At 69.4% G+C, this 18,632-nt stretch carries 16 protein-coding genes; 13 read left to right on the top strand and 3 right to left on the bottom strand.

Features of this window, described 5'->3' with window-relative positions; all coding sequences use genetic code 11:
• Positions 1-28: 28 nt before the first annotated feature.
• Entirely contained in the window at positions 29-700 is a 672-nt protein-coding gene (locus tag IT371_13800) for a TIGR04282 family arsenosugar biosynthesis glycosyltransferase (protein MCC6748729.1), read from the top strand.
• Positions 697-3,417, top strand: a complete 2,721-nt coding sequence (gene acnA / locus IT371_13795) for an aconitate hydratase AcnA (protein ID MCC6748728.1) — start codon at positions 697-699, stop codon at positions 3,415-3,417. The genes IT371_13800 and acnA overlap by 4 nt, the downstream gene beginning before the upstream one ends.
• A 67-nt stretch (positions 3,418-3,484) precedes the next feature.
• Here the strand turns inward: acnA and odhB are convergent, their stop codons facing one another.
• Positions 3,485-4,762, bottom strand: a complete 1,278-nt coding sequence (gene odhB / locus IT371_13790) for a 2-oxoglutarate dehydrogenase complex dihydrolipoyllysine-residue succinyltransferase (GenBank protein MCC6748727.1) — start codon at positions 4,760-4,762, stop codon at positions 3,485-3,487.
• Positions 4,759-7,539 carry a 2-oxoglutarate dehydrogenase E1 component gene (locus IT371_13785; protein ID MCC6748726.1) on the bottom strand — a complete coding sequence of 927 codons (2,781 nt, stop codon included), beginning with the start codon at positions 7,537-7,539 and terminating at the stop codon, positions 4,759-4,761. The genes odhB and IT371_13785 overlap by 4 nt, the downstream gene beginning before the upstream one ends.
• A gap of 258 nt (positions 7,540-7,797) precedes the next feature.
• Here IT371_13785 and IT371_13780 point away from each other — a divergent pair, with 258 nt between their 5' ends.
• Genes IT371_13780 through IT371_13755 form a run of 6 tightly spaced genes read left to right on the top strand, consistent with a single transcriptional unit; the run spans position 7,798 to position 11,859 of the window.
• A complete protein-coding gene (locus IT371_13780) occupies positions 7,798-8,166 on the top strand; it encodes an NADH-quinone oxidoreductase subunit A (GenBank protein ID MCC6748725.1) in 369 nt (122 codons plus the stop codon).
• Positions 8,157-8,663 carry an NADH-quinone oxidoreductase subunit NuoB gene (gene nuoB, locus IT371_13775; protein ID MCC6748724.1) on the top strand — a complete coding sequence of 169 codons (507 nt, stop codon included), beginning with the start codon at positions 8,157-8,159 and terminating at the stop codon, positions 8,661-8,663. The genes IT371_13780 and nuoB overlap by 10 nt, the downstream gene beginning before the upstream one ends.
• Positions 8,660-9,151, top strand: coding sequence for an NADH-quinone oxidoreductase subunit C (locus IT371_13770; GenBank protein MCC6748723.1), 492 nt, complete (start codon positions 8,660-8,662; stop codon positions 9,149-9,151). The genes nuoB and IT371_13770 overlap by 4 nt, the downstream gene beginning before the upstream one ends.
• On the top strand, positions 9,138-10,271 hold the full coding sequence (locus IT371_13765) for an NADH-quinone oxidoreductase subunit D (protein ID MCC6748722.1): 1,134 nt from the start codon (positions 9,138-9,140) through the stop codon (positions 10,269-10,271). Before IT371_13770 ends, IT371_13765 begins: the two co-directional genes overlap by 14 nt.
• A complete protein-coding gene (nuoH, locus tag IT371_13760; GenBank protein MCC6748721.1) occupies positions 10,271-11,296 on the top strand; it encodes an NADH-quinone oxidoreductase subunit NuoH in 1,026 nt (341 codons plus the stop codon). Before IT371_13765 ends, nuoH begins: the two co-directional genes overlap by 1 nt.
• Positions 11,293-11,859, top strand: coding sequence for an NADH-quinone oxidoreductase subunit I (locus IT371_13755; protein MCC6748720.1), 567 nt, complete (start codon positions 11,293-11,295; stop codon positions 11,857-11,859). The genes nuoH and IT371_13755 overlap by 4 nt, the downstream gene beginning before the upstream one ends.
• A gap of 1 nt (position 11,860) precedes the next feature.
• On the opposite strand, the gene IT371_13750 is transcribed toward IT371_13755, so the two are convergent.
• Positions 11,861-12,676, bottom strand: a complete 816-nt coding sequence (locus IT371_13750; GenBank protein ID MCC6748719.1) for a hypothetical protein — start codon at positions 12,674-12,676, stop codon at positions 11,861-11,863.
• A gap of 352 nt (positions 12,677-13,028) precedes the next feature.
• Between IT371_13750 and IT371_13745 the strand changes: the two genes are divergently transcribed.
• The 5 genes from IT371_13745 to IT371_13725 are packed head-to-tail and all read left to right on the top strand — an operon-like array spanning position 13,029 to position 18,631.
• On the top strand, positions 13,029-13,526 hold the full coding sequence (locus IT371_13745) for an NADH-quinone oxidoreductase subunit J (GenBank protein MCC6748718.1): 498 nt from the start codon (positions 13,029-13,031) through the stop codon (positions 13,524-13,526).
• Positions 13,523-13,828 (top strand): NADH-quinone oxidoreductase subunit NuoK, encoded by a 306-nt coding sequence (nuoK, locus tag IT371_13740; GenBank protein MCC6748717.1) that lies wholly within the window; start codon positions 13,523-13,525, stop codon positions 13,826-13,828. Before IT371_13745 ends, nuoK begins: the two co-directional genes overlap by 4 nt.
• Before the next feature lie 7 nt (positions 13,829-13,835).
• Entirely contained in the window at positions 13,836-15,728 is a 1,893-nt protein-coding gene (locus tag IT371_13735) for an NADH-quinone oxidoreductase subunit L (protein MCC6748716.1), read from the top strand.
• Between the two features lie 6 nt (positions 15,729-15,734).
• A complete protein-coding gene (locus IT371_13730) occupies positions 15,735-17,198 on the top strand; it encodes an NADH-quinone oxidoreductase subunit M (GenBank protein ID MCC6748715.1) in 1,464 nt (487 codons plus the stop codon).
• Complete coding sequence (locus IT371_13725) at positions 17,198-18,631, top strand: NADH-quinone oxidoreductase subunit N (protein MCC6748714.1); 1,434 nt, start codon at positions 17,198-17,200, stop codon at positions 18,629-18,631. Before IT371_13730 ends, IT371_13725 begins: the two co-directional genes overlap by 1 nt.
• Position 18,632: the final 1 nt, after the last annotated feature.

Here is an 18,632-nt window from a genome sequence, read left to right as displayed (position 1 = left end):
GACCCGGGCAGTATAATCGCGACCGCCCATGCCGACGAGCCTGTCCCCCCCGCGCTGCACGGTGATCCTCTTCACCCGCTACCCGGAGGCGGGTCGCGCGAAGACCCGGCTCATCCCGCGCCTCGGGGCCGAAGGGGCCGCGGCGCTGCAGCGGCGCCTCACCGGGCACGCTCTTGGCGAGGCCCTCCGCCTGCAGCGCGCGACCCCCGGCCTGGCCGTGGAGGTTCGCACGGAGGGGGGCGACCCGGAGCGCCTGACCGCCTGGCTGGGGGAGGACCTCTGCTGGCAGCCCCAGGGGACGGGGGACCTCGGCGAACGCCTGCGGCGCGCGCTCGACGACCGACTCGGACGTGGAGCACGCGCCGTCCTCGTCGGCTGCGACCTCCCCGGACTCTCGGCCGAGCTCCTGCGCCAGGCCGTCGCCGCGCTCTCGTCCCACGACCTGGTCCTCGGGCCGGCGCACGACGGCGGCTATTACCTCGTCGGCCTGCGAAATAGAGCGCCCACGCTATTTCACGACATCCCTTGGGGGGGCCCCACCGTGCTCGAACGGACCCTCGAGCGCGCGCGAGCGGCCTCCCTCGCGGTGGCCCTGCTGGCGCCGCTCGCCGACGTCGACCGTCCGGAGGACCTCGACTCCCTTGACCCTTCTTGGCTCGAGGGCCTAGAACTTCGACATCCGCCACGGGAGCTGACATGAGCGAGAATCCGCAGACCAACAGCTTTGGCGCGCGCGCCGAGCTCGACACGCGTTCGGGGAAGATCTCCTACTACCGCCTCGCCACTCTCGGCGAGCGCGGAGTGGCCGATGTGTCCCGGCTACCCTTCTCCATCAAGGTCATCCTCGAGGCGCTCCTGCGCAACGAGGACGGCCGCGCGGTGACCCGCGAAGACATCCTCACCCTCGCGGGCTACCAGGCCGCCGCTCCCTCGGAGAAGGAGCTGCCCTTCAAGCCGGCGCGCGTGATCCTGCAGGACTTCACCGGGGTCCCGGCCGTGGTCGACCTCGCCGCGCTGCGGAGCGCGATGACCCGCCTCGGCGGCGACGCCCAGCGCATCAACCCGCTCATTCCCGTGGACCTGGTCATCGACCACAGCGTCCAGGTGGACGCCTTCGGCTCGCCCGCGGCGCTGGCGCAGAACCTGGAGCTCGAGTTCTCGCGCAACGAGGAGCGCTACGTCTTCCTGCGCTGGGGACAGCAGGCGTTCCGGAACTTCCGCGTGGTGCCCCCGGGGAGCGGCATCGTGCACCAGGTGAACCTCGAGTACCTCGCCGGAGTGGTGCAGCAGCGCACCGACGACGGGCGCACCGTGGTCTTCCCGGACTCGCTCGTGGGGACCGACTCCCACACCACCATGATCAATGGCCTCGGCGTGCTCGGCTGGGGGGTGGGAGGGATCGAGGCCGAGGCGGTGATGCTCGGCCAGCCGCTCTACATGCTTGCGCCGCAGGTCATCGGCGTCCGGCTGAGCGGGCGACTCCCCGAGGGGGCCACCGCCACGGACCTGACCCTGACCGTGACGCAGCTCCTCCGCAAGAAGGGCGTGGTCGAGAAGTTCGTCGAGTTCTACGGGCCGGGGCTCTCGGCGCTCTCCCTCGCCGACCGCGCCACGGTGGCGAACATGGCCCCCGAGTACGGCGCGACGATGGGCTTCTTCCCCGTGGACGCCGAGGCGCTGCGCTACCTGCGCCGGACGGGGCGCCCGGAGACGCTCGTGGAGCTGGTCGAGACCTACTGCCGCGCGCAGGGGCTCTTCCGCACCGACGACACGCCGGACCCCGTCTTCTCGGACACGGTGGAGCTCGACCTCTCGACGATCCAGCCCTGCCTCGCCGGCCCCAAGCGCCCGCAGGACCGCGTGCCGCTGAAGGAGATGCGCGCCACCTGGCAGCGCGACCTCCGCGCCCCGGTCGCGCAGCGCGGCTTCAATCTGAAGGAAGAGGAGACGTCGCGCACCGCCACCGTGGCCTACCCTGGCGCCGAGCCGGGGCCGCTCGGTCAGGGCGCCGTCGTCATCGCGGCGATCACAAGCTGCACGAACACCAGCAACCCCTCCGTGCTCCTCGGCGCCGGTCTCCTGGCGAAGAAGGCCGTGGAGGCCGGACTCCGCACGCGCCCGCACGTGAAGACCAGCCTCGCCCCCGGCTCCACCGTGGTCACCGAGTACCTCAGGCAGACCGGGCTCCTGCCCTACCTCGAGCAGCTCGGCTTCCACGTCGTCGGCTATGGCTGCACCACCTGCATCGGCAACAGCGGCCCGCTGCCCGCCCACGTCGCGGCCGCCGTCGAGGCAGGGGACCTCGTCGTGGCGAGCGTCCTGTCGGGCAACCGCAACTTCGAGGGGCGCGTCAACCCGCACGTGAAGGCCAACTACCTCGCCTCCCCGCCGCTGGTCGTGGCCTACGCGCTCGCGGGCACCGTGGACCTCGACCTCGAGAAGGAACCCCTGGGCCTCGGCACCGGCGGCAAGCCCATCTTCCTGCGCGACGTGTGGCCCACCGGAGCCGAGGTCTCGGCGCTCCTCGACGCCGCGCTCGACCCCGAGACCTTCCGCCGGCAGTACGCCGACATCGAGCGCTCGAACGAGCGGTGGAACCGGATCCCGGTGACCGGCGGGGACCTCTACGCCTGGGACGCGGCGAGCACGTACATCCAGGAGCCGCCCTTCTTCGTGGACATGAGCCGCGAGGCGCGGCCGATCGCCCCCATCCGATCCGCGCGCGTGCTGGCGAAGCTCGGGGACAGCGTCACCACCGACCACATCAGCCCGGCCGGGAACATCCCGACGAAGAGCCCGGCGGGGCAGTACCTCGTGGCGCAGGGGGTCAGGCCCGAGGACTTCAACTCCTTCGGCGCGCGACGGGGCAACGACCGGGTCATGACCCGCGGGACCTTCGGCAACATCCGCCTGAAGAACCTCCTCTGTCCCGGCAAGGAGGGGAACTGGACCCTGCATCTCCCCGACGGCCAGGAGATGTCGATCTACGACGCCGCCGAGCGCTACAAGGCCGATGGAGTTCCCACGGTCATCCTCGCCGGGGTGGACTACGGCATGGGCTCGAGCCGCGACTGGGCGGCCAAGGGGACCTACCTCCTCGGGGTGAAGGCGGTGATCGCCCGCTCCTTCGAGCGCATCCACCGCAGTAATCTGGTCGGGATGGGGGTCCTGCCCCTCGAGTACGCGAGCGGCCAGGACGCCGAGACGCTCGGCCTGACGGGCAAAGAGCTCTTCTCGATCGAGCTCGGGGACGACCTCAAGCCGCGCACCACGCTCGCCGTGGAGGCCCGACGCGAGGACGGAACCACGCTGCGCTTCGACACGCGCTGCCGGATCGACAGCCTGATCGAGGTGGACTACTACCGGAACGGCGGCATCCTGCACACCGTGCTGCGGCAGCTCCTGCGGAGCGCCTGACGCCCCCCCGAACCGAGCCGCGCGGGCTGTCTTCACGCGCCGGGGTCCGTCATCGGCGCGAGCTCGTTCACACCTCGAGCATCAGCCGCTCGGGGGCCTCCACGCACTCCACCACGCGCCGCAGGAAGGTCACCGCCTGTTCCCCGTCCACGATGCGGTGGTCGTAGGAGAGCGCGAGGTACATCATCGGCCGGACCGCAAGCTCGTCGGCCACCACGACGGGACGCTTCTTGATGGCGTGCATGCCGAGGATGCCGCACTGGGGCGGATTCAGGATCGGCGTCGAGAGCAGGGACCCGTAGACCCCGCCGTTCGAGATGGTGAAGCACCCGCCGAGGAGCTCGGGGAGCTCCAGCCTCCGCGACCGCGCGCGTTCGGCCAGCTCGGCGATGGTCCGCTCCACCTCGGCGAAGGTGAGCCGATCCGCCCCCCGCACGACCGGCACCACGAGCCCGCGCTCGGTCGACACCGCCACGCCAAGGTCGTAGTAGTGGTTCTGGACCAGCTCGTCCCCCTCGAGGCGCGCGTTCAAGGCCGGCACGCTGCGCAGCGCCTCCACCACGGCCTTCACGAAGAAGGACATCAACCCGAGCTTGATCCCGTTTCGCCGCGAGAACTCCTCCTGGTAGCGCGCCCGCAGGGCGAGGAGCGCGGACAGGTCGGCCTCGTTGAAGGTGGTGAGCATCGCCGCGTCGTGTTGCGCCTGGACCAACCGCTCCGCCAGTCGCCGCCGGAGGCTCGTCATCGGACGCCGCGTCTCGCGGGGCTCTCCGTCGGCACCGACCGCCTCGCGCGGCCGTGGTGCGCCGACCGCCGCCCCGCCGCTCTGCGACGCACCCGCCCCGCTCGGCGCGCCCGAGGCCGCCGCCTCCACCTCCGTCCGGGTGACGCGGCCGCCGGGGATCGAGGCCACCAGCGTCTGCGGGTCGAGCGCATGCTGCCGCACCAGGCGCCGGAGCGACGGAGCCAAGCGTACGGGCGCAGCGGGGGTCCCCACCACCGCCGGCGCCGTCACGGGGTCACGCGGCCTCGGCGCGACGACGGCCGGGGGTGCGGTTGGCGGTCGGTCGGCCGTCTCGGCCTGCGGCTCGGCCGCTTCCGGAACCGCGACCGAGGTGTCGATCCGCCCCACCACCTGGCCGATCGTCACGGTCGCGCCCGCCGCCACCTCGACGTTCAGCCGCCCGCCCCGCTCCGCTTGCACCTGCATCGTGATCTTGTCGGTCTCCAGCTCGAAGAGCGGCTCGTCCTGCCGCACGACCTCGCCCCCCGCCTTGAACCACTGCAGGAGCACGCCCTCGCTCACCGACTCGCCCACCGACGGGACCTTCACCTCGATCATCATGATCCTGTGCTCCGGTTCGCCATCCGCAGGTCGCGCGCCTCGGCTCGGGCGAGCGCTGCCTCGAGCACCTGCTGCTGCTCGTGCTCGTGCGCCTTCAGCGACCCGGTGGCCGAGCTCGCGCTGCGACGCCGGCCCGCGTAGGCGAGGCGTAGCCCCGGCGCCAGGCGCAGCAGGATGGGAAAGATGTAGCTCCAGGCGCCGCGGTTCTCCGGCTCCTCCTGGGCCCAGGTGAGCTCCGTGGCCGCCGGGTACCGACCGAGGGCCGCCGTGAGCCGTTCCTCGTGCAGAGGATAGAGCTGCTCGAGCCGCACGAGCGCCACGTCCTCTCGCCCCTGCCGCTCGCACGCCTCGCGGAGCTCCCAGAAGAGCTTGCCCGTGCAGAGCACGATGCGGCGCACGCTCCGCGGGTCGCGCGTGTCGTCGAGGACCTCCTGAAACCTCCCGTCCGCGAGCTCCCCGAGCGCCGAGACCGCCTCCTTGCGGCGCAACATGCTCTTGGGCGTCATGACCACGAGCGGCAGGCGAAAGGGACGCCGCACCTGTCGCCGCAGGAGGTGGAAGTACTGGGCCGGCGTCGTCGGGTAGCAGACCTGGATGTTGTGATCCGCGGTGGCCTGCAGGTAGCGCTCGAGGTAGGCGCTCGAGTGCTCGGGCCCCTGCCCCTCGTAGCCGTGCGGCAGCAGGAGCACGAGGCCGTTGTCGCGCTCCCACTTGGACTCCGCCCCGGTGATGAACTGGTCCACGATCACCTGTGCGCCGTTCGCGAAGTCGCCGAACTGCGCCTCCCAGAGGATGAGCATGCGCGGCTCGCTGAGCGCGTAGCCGTACTCGAAAGCGAGCACCGCGGCCTCCGACAGGCTGCTGTTGTAGACGCAGAAGCGGGCCTGACCCTCGCGCAGGTGGTTGAGCGGCACGAAGGGCGCCTGGCTCGTCACGTCCTGCCAGACCGCGTGGCGCTGCGAGAAGGTGCCGCGCGCGCTGTCCTGCCCGCTGAGACGCACGGGCGTCCCCTCGGCGAGCAGCGTACCGAACGCGAGCGCCTCGGCGAACGCCCAGTCCACCGAGCCGTCCCCCTCGAGCGCCTTGCGCTGCGCCTCGAGCCGCCGCGCGATCTTCGGGTTCAGGTGGAAATCGGCCGGCGCCGCGGTCAGGGCGCGTCCCACCTCCCCGAGCAGCTCGCGTGGGACGCCCGTGTCGGTGGGCGCGAACGAGAAGGGCGCGTCGAGCCCCTGCCAGTGCTCCTCGAAGGTCCTCGGCCGGAACTGCGTGCGCGTCCTCTTCACGAGCTCGTGGGCCTGCTCCAGGCGCGCGCGGTAGTCCAGCGCCAGCTCCTCCGCCTCGGCGGCGCCGAGCTCCCCCGCCGCGACGAGCTGCTGCCGATAGAGCTCGGCCACCGGCGGCCGCTCGGCGATGCGGGCGTACATGACCGGCTGGGTGTAGGTCGGGTCGTCGCCTTCGTTGTGCCCGTGGCGCCGGTAGCAGACCAGGTCCACCACCACGTCGCGGCCGAAGGTCTGCCGGAACCGCAGCGCCAGCTCGGTGGCGAAGACCATCGCCTCGGGATCCTCGCCGTTCACGTGGAAGATCGGCGCCTCGATCATCTTCGCCACGTCGGTGGCGTAGCAGGTGGAGCGCGCTTCCCCGGGCAGCGTGGTGAAGCCGATCTGGTTGTCGATCACCAGGTGGACGGTCCCCCCGGTGCGGTAGCCGGGGAGGAGCGACAGGTTCAGCGTCTCGGCCACGATCCCCTGCCCGGCGAAGGCCGCGTCCCCGTGGATGAGCAGCGGCAGGACCGCCCGACGCGTCTCGGTGTCCCCCTTCTGGCGCTGCTTGGCCCGCACGCGCCCCTCCACCACGGGACTCACGGCCTCGAGGTGGCTCGGGTTCGCGGTCAGGCTCAGGTGAACCGCCCGCCCGGTCTGCGTGCGGACCTCGGAGCCGTAGCCCTTGTGGTACTTCACGTCCCCGTCGCCGTGGACCGAGTCCGGCAGGAAGTTCCCCTCGAACTCGGAGAAGATGAGCTCGTGCGGCATGCCGAGGACGTTCGCCAGCACGTTGAGCCGTCCCCGGTGGGCCATCCCCACCACGACCTCGCCTACGCCGAGCTCCGCCGCGAGCTCGATCAGCGCGCGCAGCGCGGGGATCAGCGTCTCCGCCCCCTCCACGGAAAACCGCTTTTGACCCGGATACCTGCTATGCGTGAAACGCTCGAACGCCGTGGCGTCGGTGAGATCCTCGAGGATCTGGAGCCGCCTCGCGCGCGGGAAGGCCGGCCGGTTGCGCCCCGGCTCCATCTGGGCCTGTAGCCACCGCCGCACCTCGCGGTCCTGGATGTGCACGTACTCGACCCCCACCGAGCGGCAGTAGGTCTCGCGGAGCTGCGTCAGGATCTCCCCGAGCGTGGCGCGGGGTGGGCCCGGGAGGTGACCCGTGTCGAAGACGCGCGGCAGGTCCGCCTCGGTGAAGCCGAAAGCCTCGAGCGCGAGCGCCGGGTGGTCTCCGGGGGGCGGCGCGATCGGGTTCACGTGCGCCATCCAGTGCCCCTGACTGCGGTAGGCGTAGATCAGGCTGGCCAGCTTCGACTGGGCGTGGCCCTCCGCGCTGCCGGGGGCCCCGGCCTGACCGAGCTCGTACCCGGCGAAGAAGGCGCGCCAGCTCTCGGGCACGGCCCCTGGATCCTGACGCCAGGTCGCGTAGAGCTCCTCGACGTACTCCGCGCTCTGGCCGAGGAGGTCCGCAGAGCCGTCTCGGGCCCCCTTGCTCGCGCTGACCGCCATGATCCTCTCCTCTCGCGGCCCGGCGGGTGCGCCGCCCGACCGCGGTAAGCGTGCGCCCCCTGTGGAGCTGCGGCCACTTGCTCGCCGCGCGGGACGGGCCACTCTGCCCCTTGCACTCGCCAGCGTCGAGGAGTAAGCATGCCAAGGGTACGAGGATACCTCAAGGGTTGGGCCCTCCTGGGGCCGACGCACGAGGGCGGTCGGGTGGCGACGGGAAGGTCGCACGACATGACGACCGAGTGAGAGCGACGATCACGGATGCAAGCCTTAGGTGACTTCCGGCTCTTGGGTGGGCTCCTCGTCCTCGGAGCCGCCATCGGCATGCTCCCGCTCCTCCTGCCGCGGCTCATCAGCCCGCGCTATCACGGGAAGCAGACCGACGAGACCTACGAGTGCGGCGTAGAGACCATCGGCACCGCCTGGGTGCGGTTCAGCATGGCTTTCTACCTCTTTGCGCTCATCTTCGTGGCCTTCGAGGTGGACATCCTCTATCTCTTTCCCATCGCGCTCGTGTACGACCGGCCCGAGTTCGGGTTGCGCGACCTCGCCGAGGTGGCCATCTTCTTGGGGATTCTTTCGCTCGCCATCGTCTACGCCTGGCGGAAGGGAGTCTTCAAGTGGGACTGAAAGAGCAGCAAGCCGACCTCCTGGCGCAGGCCGCCCCCTACGTGCGCCTGCACGTGCTGGACGACCTCCTGAACGCCGCGCGCGCGAATTCGCTCTGGCCGCTCACCTTCGGCCTGGCCTGCTGCGCCATCGAGATGATGGCCGCGGGGGCCGCCAAGTACGACCTGGACCGCTTCGGCTGCGGCGTCTTCCGGCCGAGCGCCCGCCAGGCCGACGTGATGATCTTCGCCGGGACCATCTCGAAGAAGATGGCCCCCGTGATCCGCGCCCTCTGGGACCAGATGCCGGCCCCGAAGTGGGCCATCGCCATGGGGGGCTGCACCATCGACGGCGGCCCCTTCAAGTACCCGAACCAGTACGCCATCGTCGAGGGCGCGGACAAGATCATCCCGGTGGACGTCTACATCCCCGGCTGCCCGCCCCGCCCCGAGGCGCTCATCGCCGGCATTCTCAAGCTGCAGGAGAAGATCAAGGCCGGGCCGAGGTTCGCGGGATGACGGCGCCGCTCGCCCAGGCCTTGACGGAAAGCGGCCTGCTCCTCGAGCAAGGGGCCCCCGCCTACGCCAAGCACGGCCTCCACGCCACGTACACCGTGAGCGCCGAGGCCCTCCCGCGCGTGGCGCGGCTCTTCGCGGACCACGGCTACTTCCTCGAGATGCTGACCTGCCTCGACGAGCGCGCGCAGACCGGCAAGCTGCGCCTCATCTATACCTTCAACGTCTTCGGACCGGCCGACCGACACCGCGTGGCGGCAAACGTGGACCCCGGAGAGGAGGCGCCCAGCATCACGTCGATCTACTCCGCGGCGGACTGGAACGAGCGCGAGGTCTTCGACATGTTCGGCGTGCGCTTCGCGGGTCACCCGAATCTGAAACGGCTGCTCCTGCCCGAGGACGCGACCTTCCACGCGCTCCTCAAGGACTTCGGCCGCATGGACGAGGGGAGCGAGGCGCCGGCCAAGGAAAAGGCCCATGGACATTCCTAGCGCCGGCGACACCTCGACCGAGGCCGACGGCGAGGTCTATTACCTGAACATGGGCCCGCAGCACCCGAGCATGCACGGGGTGCTCCGGCTGGTGCTCAAGCTCCGCGGCGAGGAGATCCTGGAGGCCGAGGCGGTGATCGGCTACGCGCACCGCGCGCACGAGAAGATGGCCGAGAACAGGAACTACATCATGTTCCTGCCCAACACCTCGCGCGTCGATTACCTCTCGGGGATGATCTACAACTTCGCCTACTGCCAGATGATGGAGAAGGCGCTGGAGATCCAGGTCCCCGAGCGCGCCGAGTACATCCGCGTCATCACGAGCGAGCTCAACCGCGTCTCGAGCCACCTGCTCTGGCTCGGGACCTTTCTCCTCGACCTGGGCGGGATCACCCCCTTCCTCTACACCTTCGACGATCGGGAGGAGATCCTCTCGATTCTCGACCGCGTGACGGGCGCGCGCCTCACCTACTGCTACGGGCGCTTCGGCGGCGTGACGCAGGACGTGGACCAGACCTTTCTCGACCAGACGACCGCCTTCGTCGAGCGGCTGCGCAAGCGCATGCCCGAGTACTGGGCGCTCGTCGGAGACAACGTGATCTTCCGCCGCCGCTCGGAAGGGGTGGGAGTGATCGGCAAGGACCTCGCGCTGCGCTACGCGCTGACCGGCCCCTGTCTGCGCGCCTCGGGGGTGCGCTACGACGTGCGCCGGGACGAGCCATACGGCATCTACGACCGCTTCGACTTCGAGATCCCCGTGCGCGAGGCCGGAGACAACTTCGCCCGCTTCGAGGTGCGCATGGAGGAGATGCTCCAGTCCTGCCGCATCATCGAGCAGGCGGTGAAGCAGATCCCCGCCGGGCCGATCATGCCGGAGAAGCCGAAGAAGCGCTTCCGCCCCGACGCGGGCGAGTACTACTTCGCCGTCGAATCCGCGCGCGGGCACTTCGGCATGTACCTGGTGAGCGACGGCTCCGACATCCCCTCGCGCCTCAAGCTGCGCACCCCCTCCTTCTCGAACCTCTCCGCGGCGCCCGAGATGCTGCCGGGGACCATGGTGGCCGACACGATCGCCATTCTCGGGAGCGTGGACATCGTACTGCCGGAGATCGACCGCTGATGCCCGCACCGACGCCGCTCACCGAGCTCGTCCCGAATATCTGGCTCGCGCTGGGCCTCGCGGTCGCGGCCATCATGGGCTACCTGACCGTCAACGCCATGATGCTCGTCTGGCTCGAGCGGAAGGTCTCCGCGCGCTTCCAGCGGCGCCTCGGCCCGACGGAGGTGGGCTTCGCCGGCCTCCTGCAGTCCGTGGTCGACATCATCAAGCTGCTGAGCAAGCAGATCATCACGCCGCGCCTCGTGGACAAGCCGCTCTTCCTCGCCGCGCCCATCGTGGTCTTCCTGCCCGTGATGGCCGGCGTCTCGCTCTTCCCCATCTCGAGGAACTGGGTGCTCCACGACTTCAACGTGGGGCTAATCCTGGTCTTCACCTTCGGCGGACTCGGCCTGCTCGGCATCTTCATGGCCGGCTGGTCCTCGAACAACAAATACGCCCTGCTCGGCGCGATGCGGGCCGTGGCGCAGGCCATCGCCTACGAGATCCCGCTCATCCTGGCGGCTCTCTCGGTGGTGCTGATGGCGCGCAGCATGAGCCTCGTCACCATCACCGAGGCGCAGCGGCAGCTCCCCTTCGTGGTCCTCCAGCCGGTAGCGTTTCTCATCTATCTCATCGCCGGGGTGGCCGAGACGAACCGGGCCCCCTTCGACATCCCCGAGGCCGAGAGCGAGCTCGTGGCCGGCTTTCACACCGAGTACTCGGGGATGGGCTTCGCCCTCTTCATGCTGTCGGAGTACTCGAACCTGATCGTGGTGGCGATGGTGGCGACCACGCTCTTCCTCGGCGGCTACCTCGGGCCAGGGCAGTACCTGGGCGCGTGGGGCCAAGGGATCCCGCTGCTCGCCGCCGGGCCGCACTGGTTTTTCCTGAAGGCGTACTTCGTGATCTTCCTGGTCATGTGGTTCCGCTGGACCTTCCCGCGGCTCCGCTTCGACCAGCTCATGAACTTCGCCTGGATCGTCCTCATCCCCCTCGCCATCGCCAACCTGCTGGTCACGGCGGTGGTCATGAAGGTGGTGCCGTGAAGTACCTGCGACGCCTCGTTGGCGGCTTCATCTCGCTCCTCGTGGGCCTCGGGGTGACCATCCGGCACCTCTTCCGGCGCCCCGTCACGCTGCAGTACCCGCGCGAGAAGCCCGAGCTCTCCGCGGCCTACCGGAGCGCGATCGCGCTGGTCCGCTTCCCCGAGACAAAGACGCACGACTGCGTGGCCTGCATGCAGTGCGTGGAGATCTGCCCCTCGTTCTGCATCCACATCGAAGGGGAGAAGCCCGAGGGGCTCAAGCGCAAGCGCGCCACCACGTTCACCGTGGACTACTCGCTCTGCAGCACCTGTGGCCTCTGCATCGACGTCTGTCCGACGACGACGCTCACCTGGTCCAAGCGCTACGACGAGGCGGGCTACCGTCGCGACGCCTTCATCTACGATCTGCTCACGGAGTATCGCGACCAGGAAGCGGCCTACCTCGAGCAGGCCCGCCGGGAGGCGGAGAAGGCGGCGGCGGAGAAGGCGGCCAAGGCCAAGCCCGCCGTCGAGCCCAAGGCGGCCGTGGAGGCTGCGCCAGCCTCGCTCGACGGGAAGGCCTAGCTCAGTCCGCGAGAGGCAGGAAGACGCAGCGCTTGTCGGTCGCCGGCGGCGCGAGGAGCTCTTCCTCCTGGAGTTCCACCCGCACCTCCAGAGAGGTGGCTTGCTCGGGGAGCTCGACTCTCAGGCCCTGCTGCAGCAGGTCGAGCACGCGCTTCTCCTCGGCGAGCTGCGCCTGCCAGGCCCATCGCAGCGACGAGACGATGGACTCCGTCTGCACCGCGGGCCCGTCCTCGGCCTTCGTGAGGAAGCAGAGGGGCTCGGAGCTCGCGGCCATCGGTCGGCCCCCGTTGGCCATCAGCGCCACCCAGTGGGAGAAGGAGGAGCGGGACCCTTCGCTCGCGCCGGGCTGCCAGTCCGGCGGCAGCATCTGCTCGCGAAGCTCCTTCCATTGATCCGCCGCGCCGCGGACCGCTCGCAACCCCTGCTGCTCAGCGGCCTGGAGCGCGAGCTCGTAGCAGGCCTGCACCGCGCGGGTGCGCCGGTCGAAGAGCTTCGTCCAGTGGCAGAGGTGCTGCCCCTGCGCCTCCGCACCCAGGCAGAGCCTCTGGCCGTCGTACGAGGAGGTCACCGTCGCCCCCTCCTCGAGGAGGTGCGGATAACTCCACTGCGGAGGGATCGCGCAGGTGACGCGGCCGAGCGGCTCCGGCGCGCGATCTCCCGAGGAGGTCAGGCCCGGCCGACGCTCCGAGCTCACGCCGCTCGGGGCGAAGCTCGTCTCCGTCTCGGTGCTCGGCGGGTCCCAGATCTCCAGGCTCCCCGCGCAACCCGCTCCGAGCGTGGCCCATAACAGCGCCGTCCAACGTGTCCAGGTCCTCATGGCGTCCCTCCGTCTTCTGTAACTCGCTGTTATCCCCTACTTCTTTGCCTTGTAGCGAGTTGTCCTACATGTAGTTTCTTCAACTACTCGAATACGCCATTGCGGATCGGGCGGCAAATTCCCCGTCGAGAAAACTCGCTCGACTGTCCTATGTCTTTGTTATGTGACTGTTTTTATTGCTCTCCGGGCTCGCGTCCTCCCTCGTCGGCCCGTGGAGGCGGCCATCGCGGCCCGAGCTTGCCCGCGCTCCGTCGCCCTCTAGCGTGCGCGCCTCCGCGAGGCCACGCGACCGTCGCAGGAACCCACTCAACACTCTTTTCCGCTCCATCGGTTGGGCGTATGGTTCGCGCCGATGTTGCACTCGGTCGCCTGGATCTTCTTCGGCATGGTGCTCGGCGGAGGGCTTCTCGCCGCGAGCCTGAGAAACGTGCTGCACGCCATCTTCGGCCTGGCCATCTCGCTCCTCGGCGTGGCGGGGCTCTTTCTCAGCCTCGGTAGCCCCTTTCTCGCCGCGATGGAGGTGCTGATCTACATCGGTGGGATCAGCGTCGCGATGGTCTTCGCGGTGATGCTCTCCTACTCGATCTCGGCACAGACCAAGCCCGCGCGGCTGCTACGCCACTTCCTCGCCTCCATCGGCGCGCTCGGCTTCTTCCTCGCGCTGGGCCTCACGATCGCGCGGCACCCGGTGGCCATCCTGCCGAGCGGCGTGGCCGGCGACGGGTCGGTGCCGGCCATCGGACGCGCGCTCCTGAACGAGTACAACCTGATCTTCGAGGCCCTCTCGATCATCCTGCTCATGGCCATCGTCGGGGCGATCGCCATCGCGCGTAAGGAACCCAAGGCGTGAACCTTCAGACCTTCTCCCTGCTCGCTCTCGCGCTCTTCTGCATCGGGCTCTACGGCGTCCTCTCGCGGCGCAACCTGATCGGCATCCTGATCGGCGTCGAGCTCATGCTCAACGCGGCCAGCCTGAGCTTCCTCGGCTACAGCCGCTTCGCCGTGAAGAACCCCGCCACGGGGCAAATCGCCGTGCTCTTCATCATCGGGCTCGCCGCCGCCGAGGCGGCCGTGGCGCTCTCCATCGTCCTCACCGTCTACCGCAGCCGGAAGTCCATCAACGTGGATGATCTGGCCGACCTCAAGGGCTGAGCCCGCCATGGACCCCGCGCAAACCGCCGCGCTCTGCACGCTGAGCCCCCTCGTCTCCTTCGCCATCGCGCTCGTCGCGCTGCGCAGACGCCCCGCCGCCGCCGCCGCGGTGAGCCTCCTCGGCGGGACCGTCGCGCTCTTCGGCGCGCTGCGGCTGCTCCTCGCCGGCCCGGTAGCCGAGCCCATCCTCTACCGCTGGTTCGTCAGCGGCGAGACCGAGGTCCTCTTCGGGTTCCTGCTCGACGGGCCGAACCTCCTCATGGGGACGATCGTGGCGGGGGTCGCGCTGCTCGTGCAGATCTACTCGCTCGGCTACATGGGGCACGACCCGGGCAAGGCCCGCTACTTCGCCCTCCTCTCGCTCTTCACCTGGAGCATGCTCTCCTTCGTCTACGCCGCGAGCCTCTTGCAGACCTTCATCTTCTGGGAGCTCGTGGGCCTCGCGTCCTTCCTCCTCATCGGCTTCTGGTACGAGAAGCCCGAAGCGGTCGCCGCAGCCAAGAAGGCCTTCGTCATGACCCGCATCGGGGACGTGGGGCTCTTCGTGGGGCTGATCCTGCTCCTGCAGGCCTCGGGGACGCTCGAGATCACCGAGCTCCTCACGCCCGCGAACATCGCCAAGCTCGGGCCGGACAAGCTCACGCTGATCACGCTGCTCATCTTCTCCGGGATCGTGGGCAAGAGCGCGCAGTTCCCGCTGCACACCTGGCTCCCCGACGCCATGGAGGGCCCGACCCCCGTCAGCGCGCTCCTGCACTCCGCGACGATGGTGGCCGCGGGCGTCTTCCTCTTCGCCCGCTTCCATCCGCTCTTCATGGCGGCGCCCACCACGCAGACCGTGGTCCTCGGCGTGGCGGCCTTCACGGCGCTGCTCGCCTCCACGATGGCCATGGTGGCCCGCGACATCAAGAAGGTGCTGGCCTACTCCTCCATCTCGCAGCTCGGCTTCATGCTCCTCGGGCTCGCCGCGGGAGGGCTCTACGCCGGTCTCTTCCACCTCACGACCCACGCCTTCTTCAAGGCGCTGCTCTTCCTCGCCGCGGGGGCGTACATCCACCACTTCGGCACGAACGACCTGGTGGCGATCGGCCGCGCGGGCGGTCGCAAGCTGCGCTTCACCACCGCCGGGCTCGTCGTCGGCGCCGGGGCCCTCGCCGGCATCCCGCCGCTCGCCGGCTTCTTCAGCAAGGAGTCGATCCTCGGGGTCCTGCACCATAGCCACCGCACCCCGTTCCTCGTGATGGCCTACGCGGCGGCTTTTCTCACCGCGTACTACTCCTTCCGTATGGTCTGCCTGGTGCTCTTCCCGAACCCGGCGAGCCGGCTCACCGTCGAGAAGGTCCCCGAGGCCCCTCACGGGGGCCACGGTCACGGCGCCTCGCACGGGCACGGCGCGCACGCGGAGGGAGACGCGCCCTGGGTGATGCGGGGGCCGATCCTGCTGCTCACCCTCGCCAGCGCGGCCGCCGGCTTCTTCGGCGCGCGCATCGCGAAGATCCTAGGCGCCGCCGAGCCGGCGCACCCGTCGATCGCCGAGCTGGCACCCGCGGTCGGGATCGCCCTTTTCGGCGTGCTCCTCGCGTATCTCGAGTTCGGCCGGAGGGGCGCCGCCCAGACCGGCTTTCTCGCCCACCTGCGTCCGCTCGAGCGCCTCTTCGAGCGCAAGTGGTACCTGGACGACCTCAACGACAAGGTCTTCGGCGGGCTCGTGAACCTCGTCTCTCGCCTCTGTCACCTGGCGGAGACGCGCGGGCTCGACGACTCGGCGGACCGCCTCGCCCGAGGGACCCAGGGCCTGGGCGGCCTGACGGCGCAGGTGCAGGCCGGCTGGCTCCAGGTCTACATCGGCACGGCGGTGCTGCTCCTGGCCGTCTTCTGCTACTTCCTCGGCGCCTCGTAGAAAGCCATGCCCCACGCGATGCCCCTGCTCAGCGTCATCCTCCTCACGCCGCTCGCCGCGCTCGTCGCCGTGCTGCTGCTCCCCGGCCGCGCGGAGAAGGCGATCAAGTCCGTCTCGGCCCTCGCCGGTCTGCTCACCGTGCTCCTCGCGTTCAAGGTGTGGGCCAGCTACGACGCCGCCGCCGGCGGCTACCAGTTCACCGAGCGCTTTCCCTGGGTCGTCACCTTCGGCATCACCTACCACGTGGCGGTGGACGGCGTGGGCGTGCTCATGACCGCCCTCAACGCGATCGTCTTCTTCACCGGCGTGCTCTCCATGTGGAACCTGAAGACCCGCGTGAAGGAGTACTTCGCCTTCATGCTCCTGCTCGTCTTCGGCGTCTTCGGCGTCTTCATGTCGCTCGACGTGTTCTTCTTCTTCTTCTTCTACGAGGTGGCGGTGCTCCCGATGTACCCGCTCATCGCCATCTGGGGGAGCACGCGCAAAGAGTACGCGGCGATGAAGCTGACGCTCTTCCTCATGGCGGGGAGCGCGCTCCTCTTTCCGGTCCTCATCTCCCTCTACTGGCACGGCGGGGGCGAGTCCTTCAATCTCATCAATCTGGCGAAGCACGGCTTCGACCCCGCCTTCCAGAAGGCCGCCTACCCCTTCCTCTACATCGGCTTCGGCGTGCTGGCCGGCATGTTCCCCTTCCACGGCTGGTCGCCGACCGGGCACGTGGCCGCGCCGACGGCCGTGTCGATGCTCCACGCCGGCGTGCTGATGAAGCTCGGCGCCTTCGGCATCCTGCGCGTGGCCCTGCCGCTCCTCCCCGAGGGGGCGCGCTACTGGTCGGGGCCCTTTGCCATCCTGGCCACCGCCAACATCGTCTACGGGGCGTTCGTGGCGCTGCGCCAGAACGACTTCAAGTTCGTGATCGGCTTCTCGAGCGTCTCGCACATGGGGATCGTGCTGCTCGGGCTGAACACCCTCTCCGTCGACGGGATCAACGGGGCCGTCTTCCAGATGTTCGCGCACGGCATCATGACCGCGCTCTTCTTCTCCTCGGTGGGCTTCATCTACGACCAGGCCCACGAACGAGACATCTTTCGCTTCGGCGGCCTGGCGCGCCAGCTCCCGGTGGCCGTGGCGTTCTTCATCATCGCGGGCCTCTGCGGCATGGGTGTCCCCGGCTTCGCCAGCTTCTGGGCCGAGCTGCTCGTCTTCGTGGCCGCCGTGAAGAAGTTCCCGCTCCTCGGCATCTTGGCGATCGTGGCGCTCATCTTCGGCGCCCTCTTCATGCTGCGCGTCTTCGGCCACGCGCTCTTCGGCCCCAGAAACCCCGAATGGGACCACCTGAAGGAGATCACCCCGTGGCATAGCGTCCCCCGGGTGATCCTCGTGGCCGTGCTCGTGCTCTTCGGTTTCTACCCGCGGTGGATCACAAACCTCATCGGGACCTCCACGCGGTCCATCGTACGGAGCCTCTAGTGTCCGAGGGTGCGCTGCTCTTGCTTCTTCCCGAGCTCCTGGTGCTGGCCGGGGCGCTCATCGGTTTTCTGCTCGCGGTGACCGAGGCCTCCCGACGCATCGGGTGGGTCGTCTCGCTCCTCTTCGCGCTGGGTGCGGCCGCCGCCGCCGCCGCGACGATCCTCCAGCGCGGACAGCCCTTCTTCCCCCGCATCTACCAGGTGGACCTCTTCTCGCAGGTGGTGAAGGCCGGACTCGGCGTGGCCCTCTTCCTGGTCCTGCTCATCAGCCGGGACCTCCCGACCGTGCGCCCCTGGATCCGCCGCGAAGTCCCGATGTTCCTCTTTCTGACCACGCTCGGCATGATGATGCTGGCGAGCGCGACCGAGCTGCTTACACTCTACGTGGCCATGGAGTTTTCGGCCTACGGACTCTACATCCTGGTAGCGCTCCACCGCGCGCAGCGCCCGGGGAGCGAAGCGGCCGCCAAGTACGTGCTCTTCGGCGCCGCCGCGTCCGCCGTGACCCTCTACGGCATCAGCCTGCTCTTCGGCGTCGGCGGCAGCACCTACCTCGCCGACCTCTATCGGGCCGACCTCGCCGCCTCGCCGCTCTTCCTCGTCGGGCTCGTCATGACCATGGCGGGGTTTTTCTACAAGCTGTCGCTCTTCCCCTTCCACTTCTGGACCCCCGACGCCTACCAGGCCGCTCCGCACCCGGTCACCACCTTCCTGGCCAGCGCCTCGAAGCTCGCCGCGATGGCGCTGCTCGCCCGCGCCACGGGAGTCCTGGCGAGCAGCTCCCCCGCGCGCCTCATGGACCTCCTCCTCGTGCTCAGCGTCGCCTCCATGACCCTCGGGAACCTCGCAGCCCTCGTCCAGAAGGACCTCAAGCGGCTGCTGGCCTACTCCACCATCGCGCACGCGGGGTACATGGTGGTCGGCCTCTACGCCTTCTCGAGCACGGGGCACGCCTCCGCGCTCTTTTACGCCCTGACCTACGTCCCGGTGGCGATCACCGCCTTCGTCGTGATCTCGGCGCTCGACCCCGAGGGGGACAAGAACCCCACCTTCGAGAGCCTGGCCGGTCTCTACAAGCGCTCGCCGGCCCTCGCGCTGCTCCTCCTCGTGGCCATGTTCGGCCTGGCCGGGATCCCTCCCACCGTCGGTTTCGCCGGCAAGTGGTTCGTCTTCGCCGCCGCCCTCGAGCGCGGCCAGTTCGCCCTGGTACTCATCGCCGCCGTGAACAGCACGGTGGGGCTCTACTACTATCTGCAGGTGATTCGCGCGGCCTTTTTGACCCCGGCTGCCGACGAAACCCCGCTGCGCGCGCCGGCGGGGCACCTCCTCGCGGGCTACGGCTCCGCCTTGCTGTCCCTCGGGCTCGGCATCTTTCCGGGGCCCCTCTGGCTGATCTCGGAGCTGGCAGCGGGGGCCTTGCGAGCCTGGAGCTGAT

This window comes from Deltaproteobacteria bacterium, assembly GCA_020848905.1.
GTDB lineage: Bacteria > Myxococcota_A > Polyangia.
The sequence above is the reverse complement of the archived record's forward strand: the minus strand, read 5'-3'. Positions and strand labels throughout refer to the sequence as shown.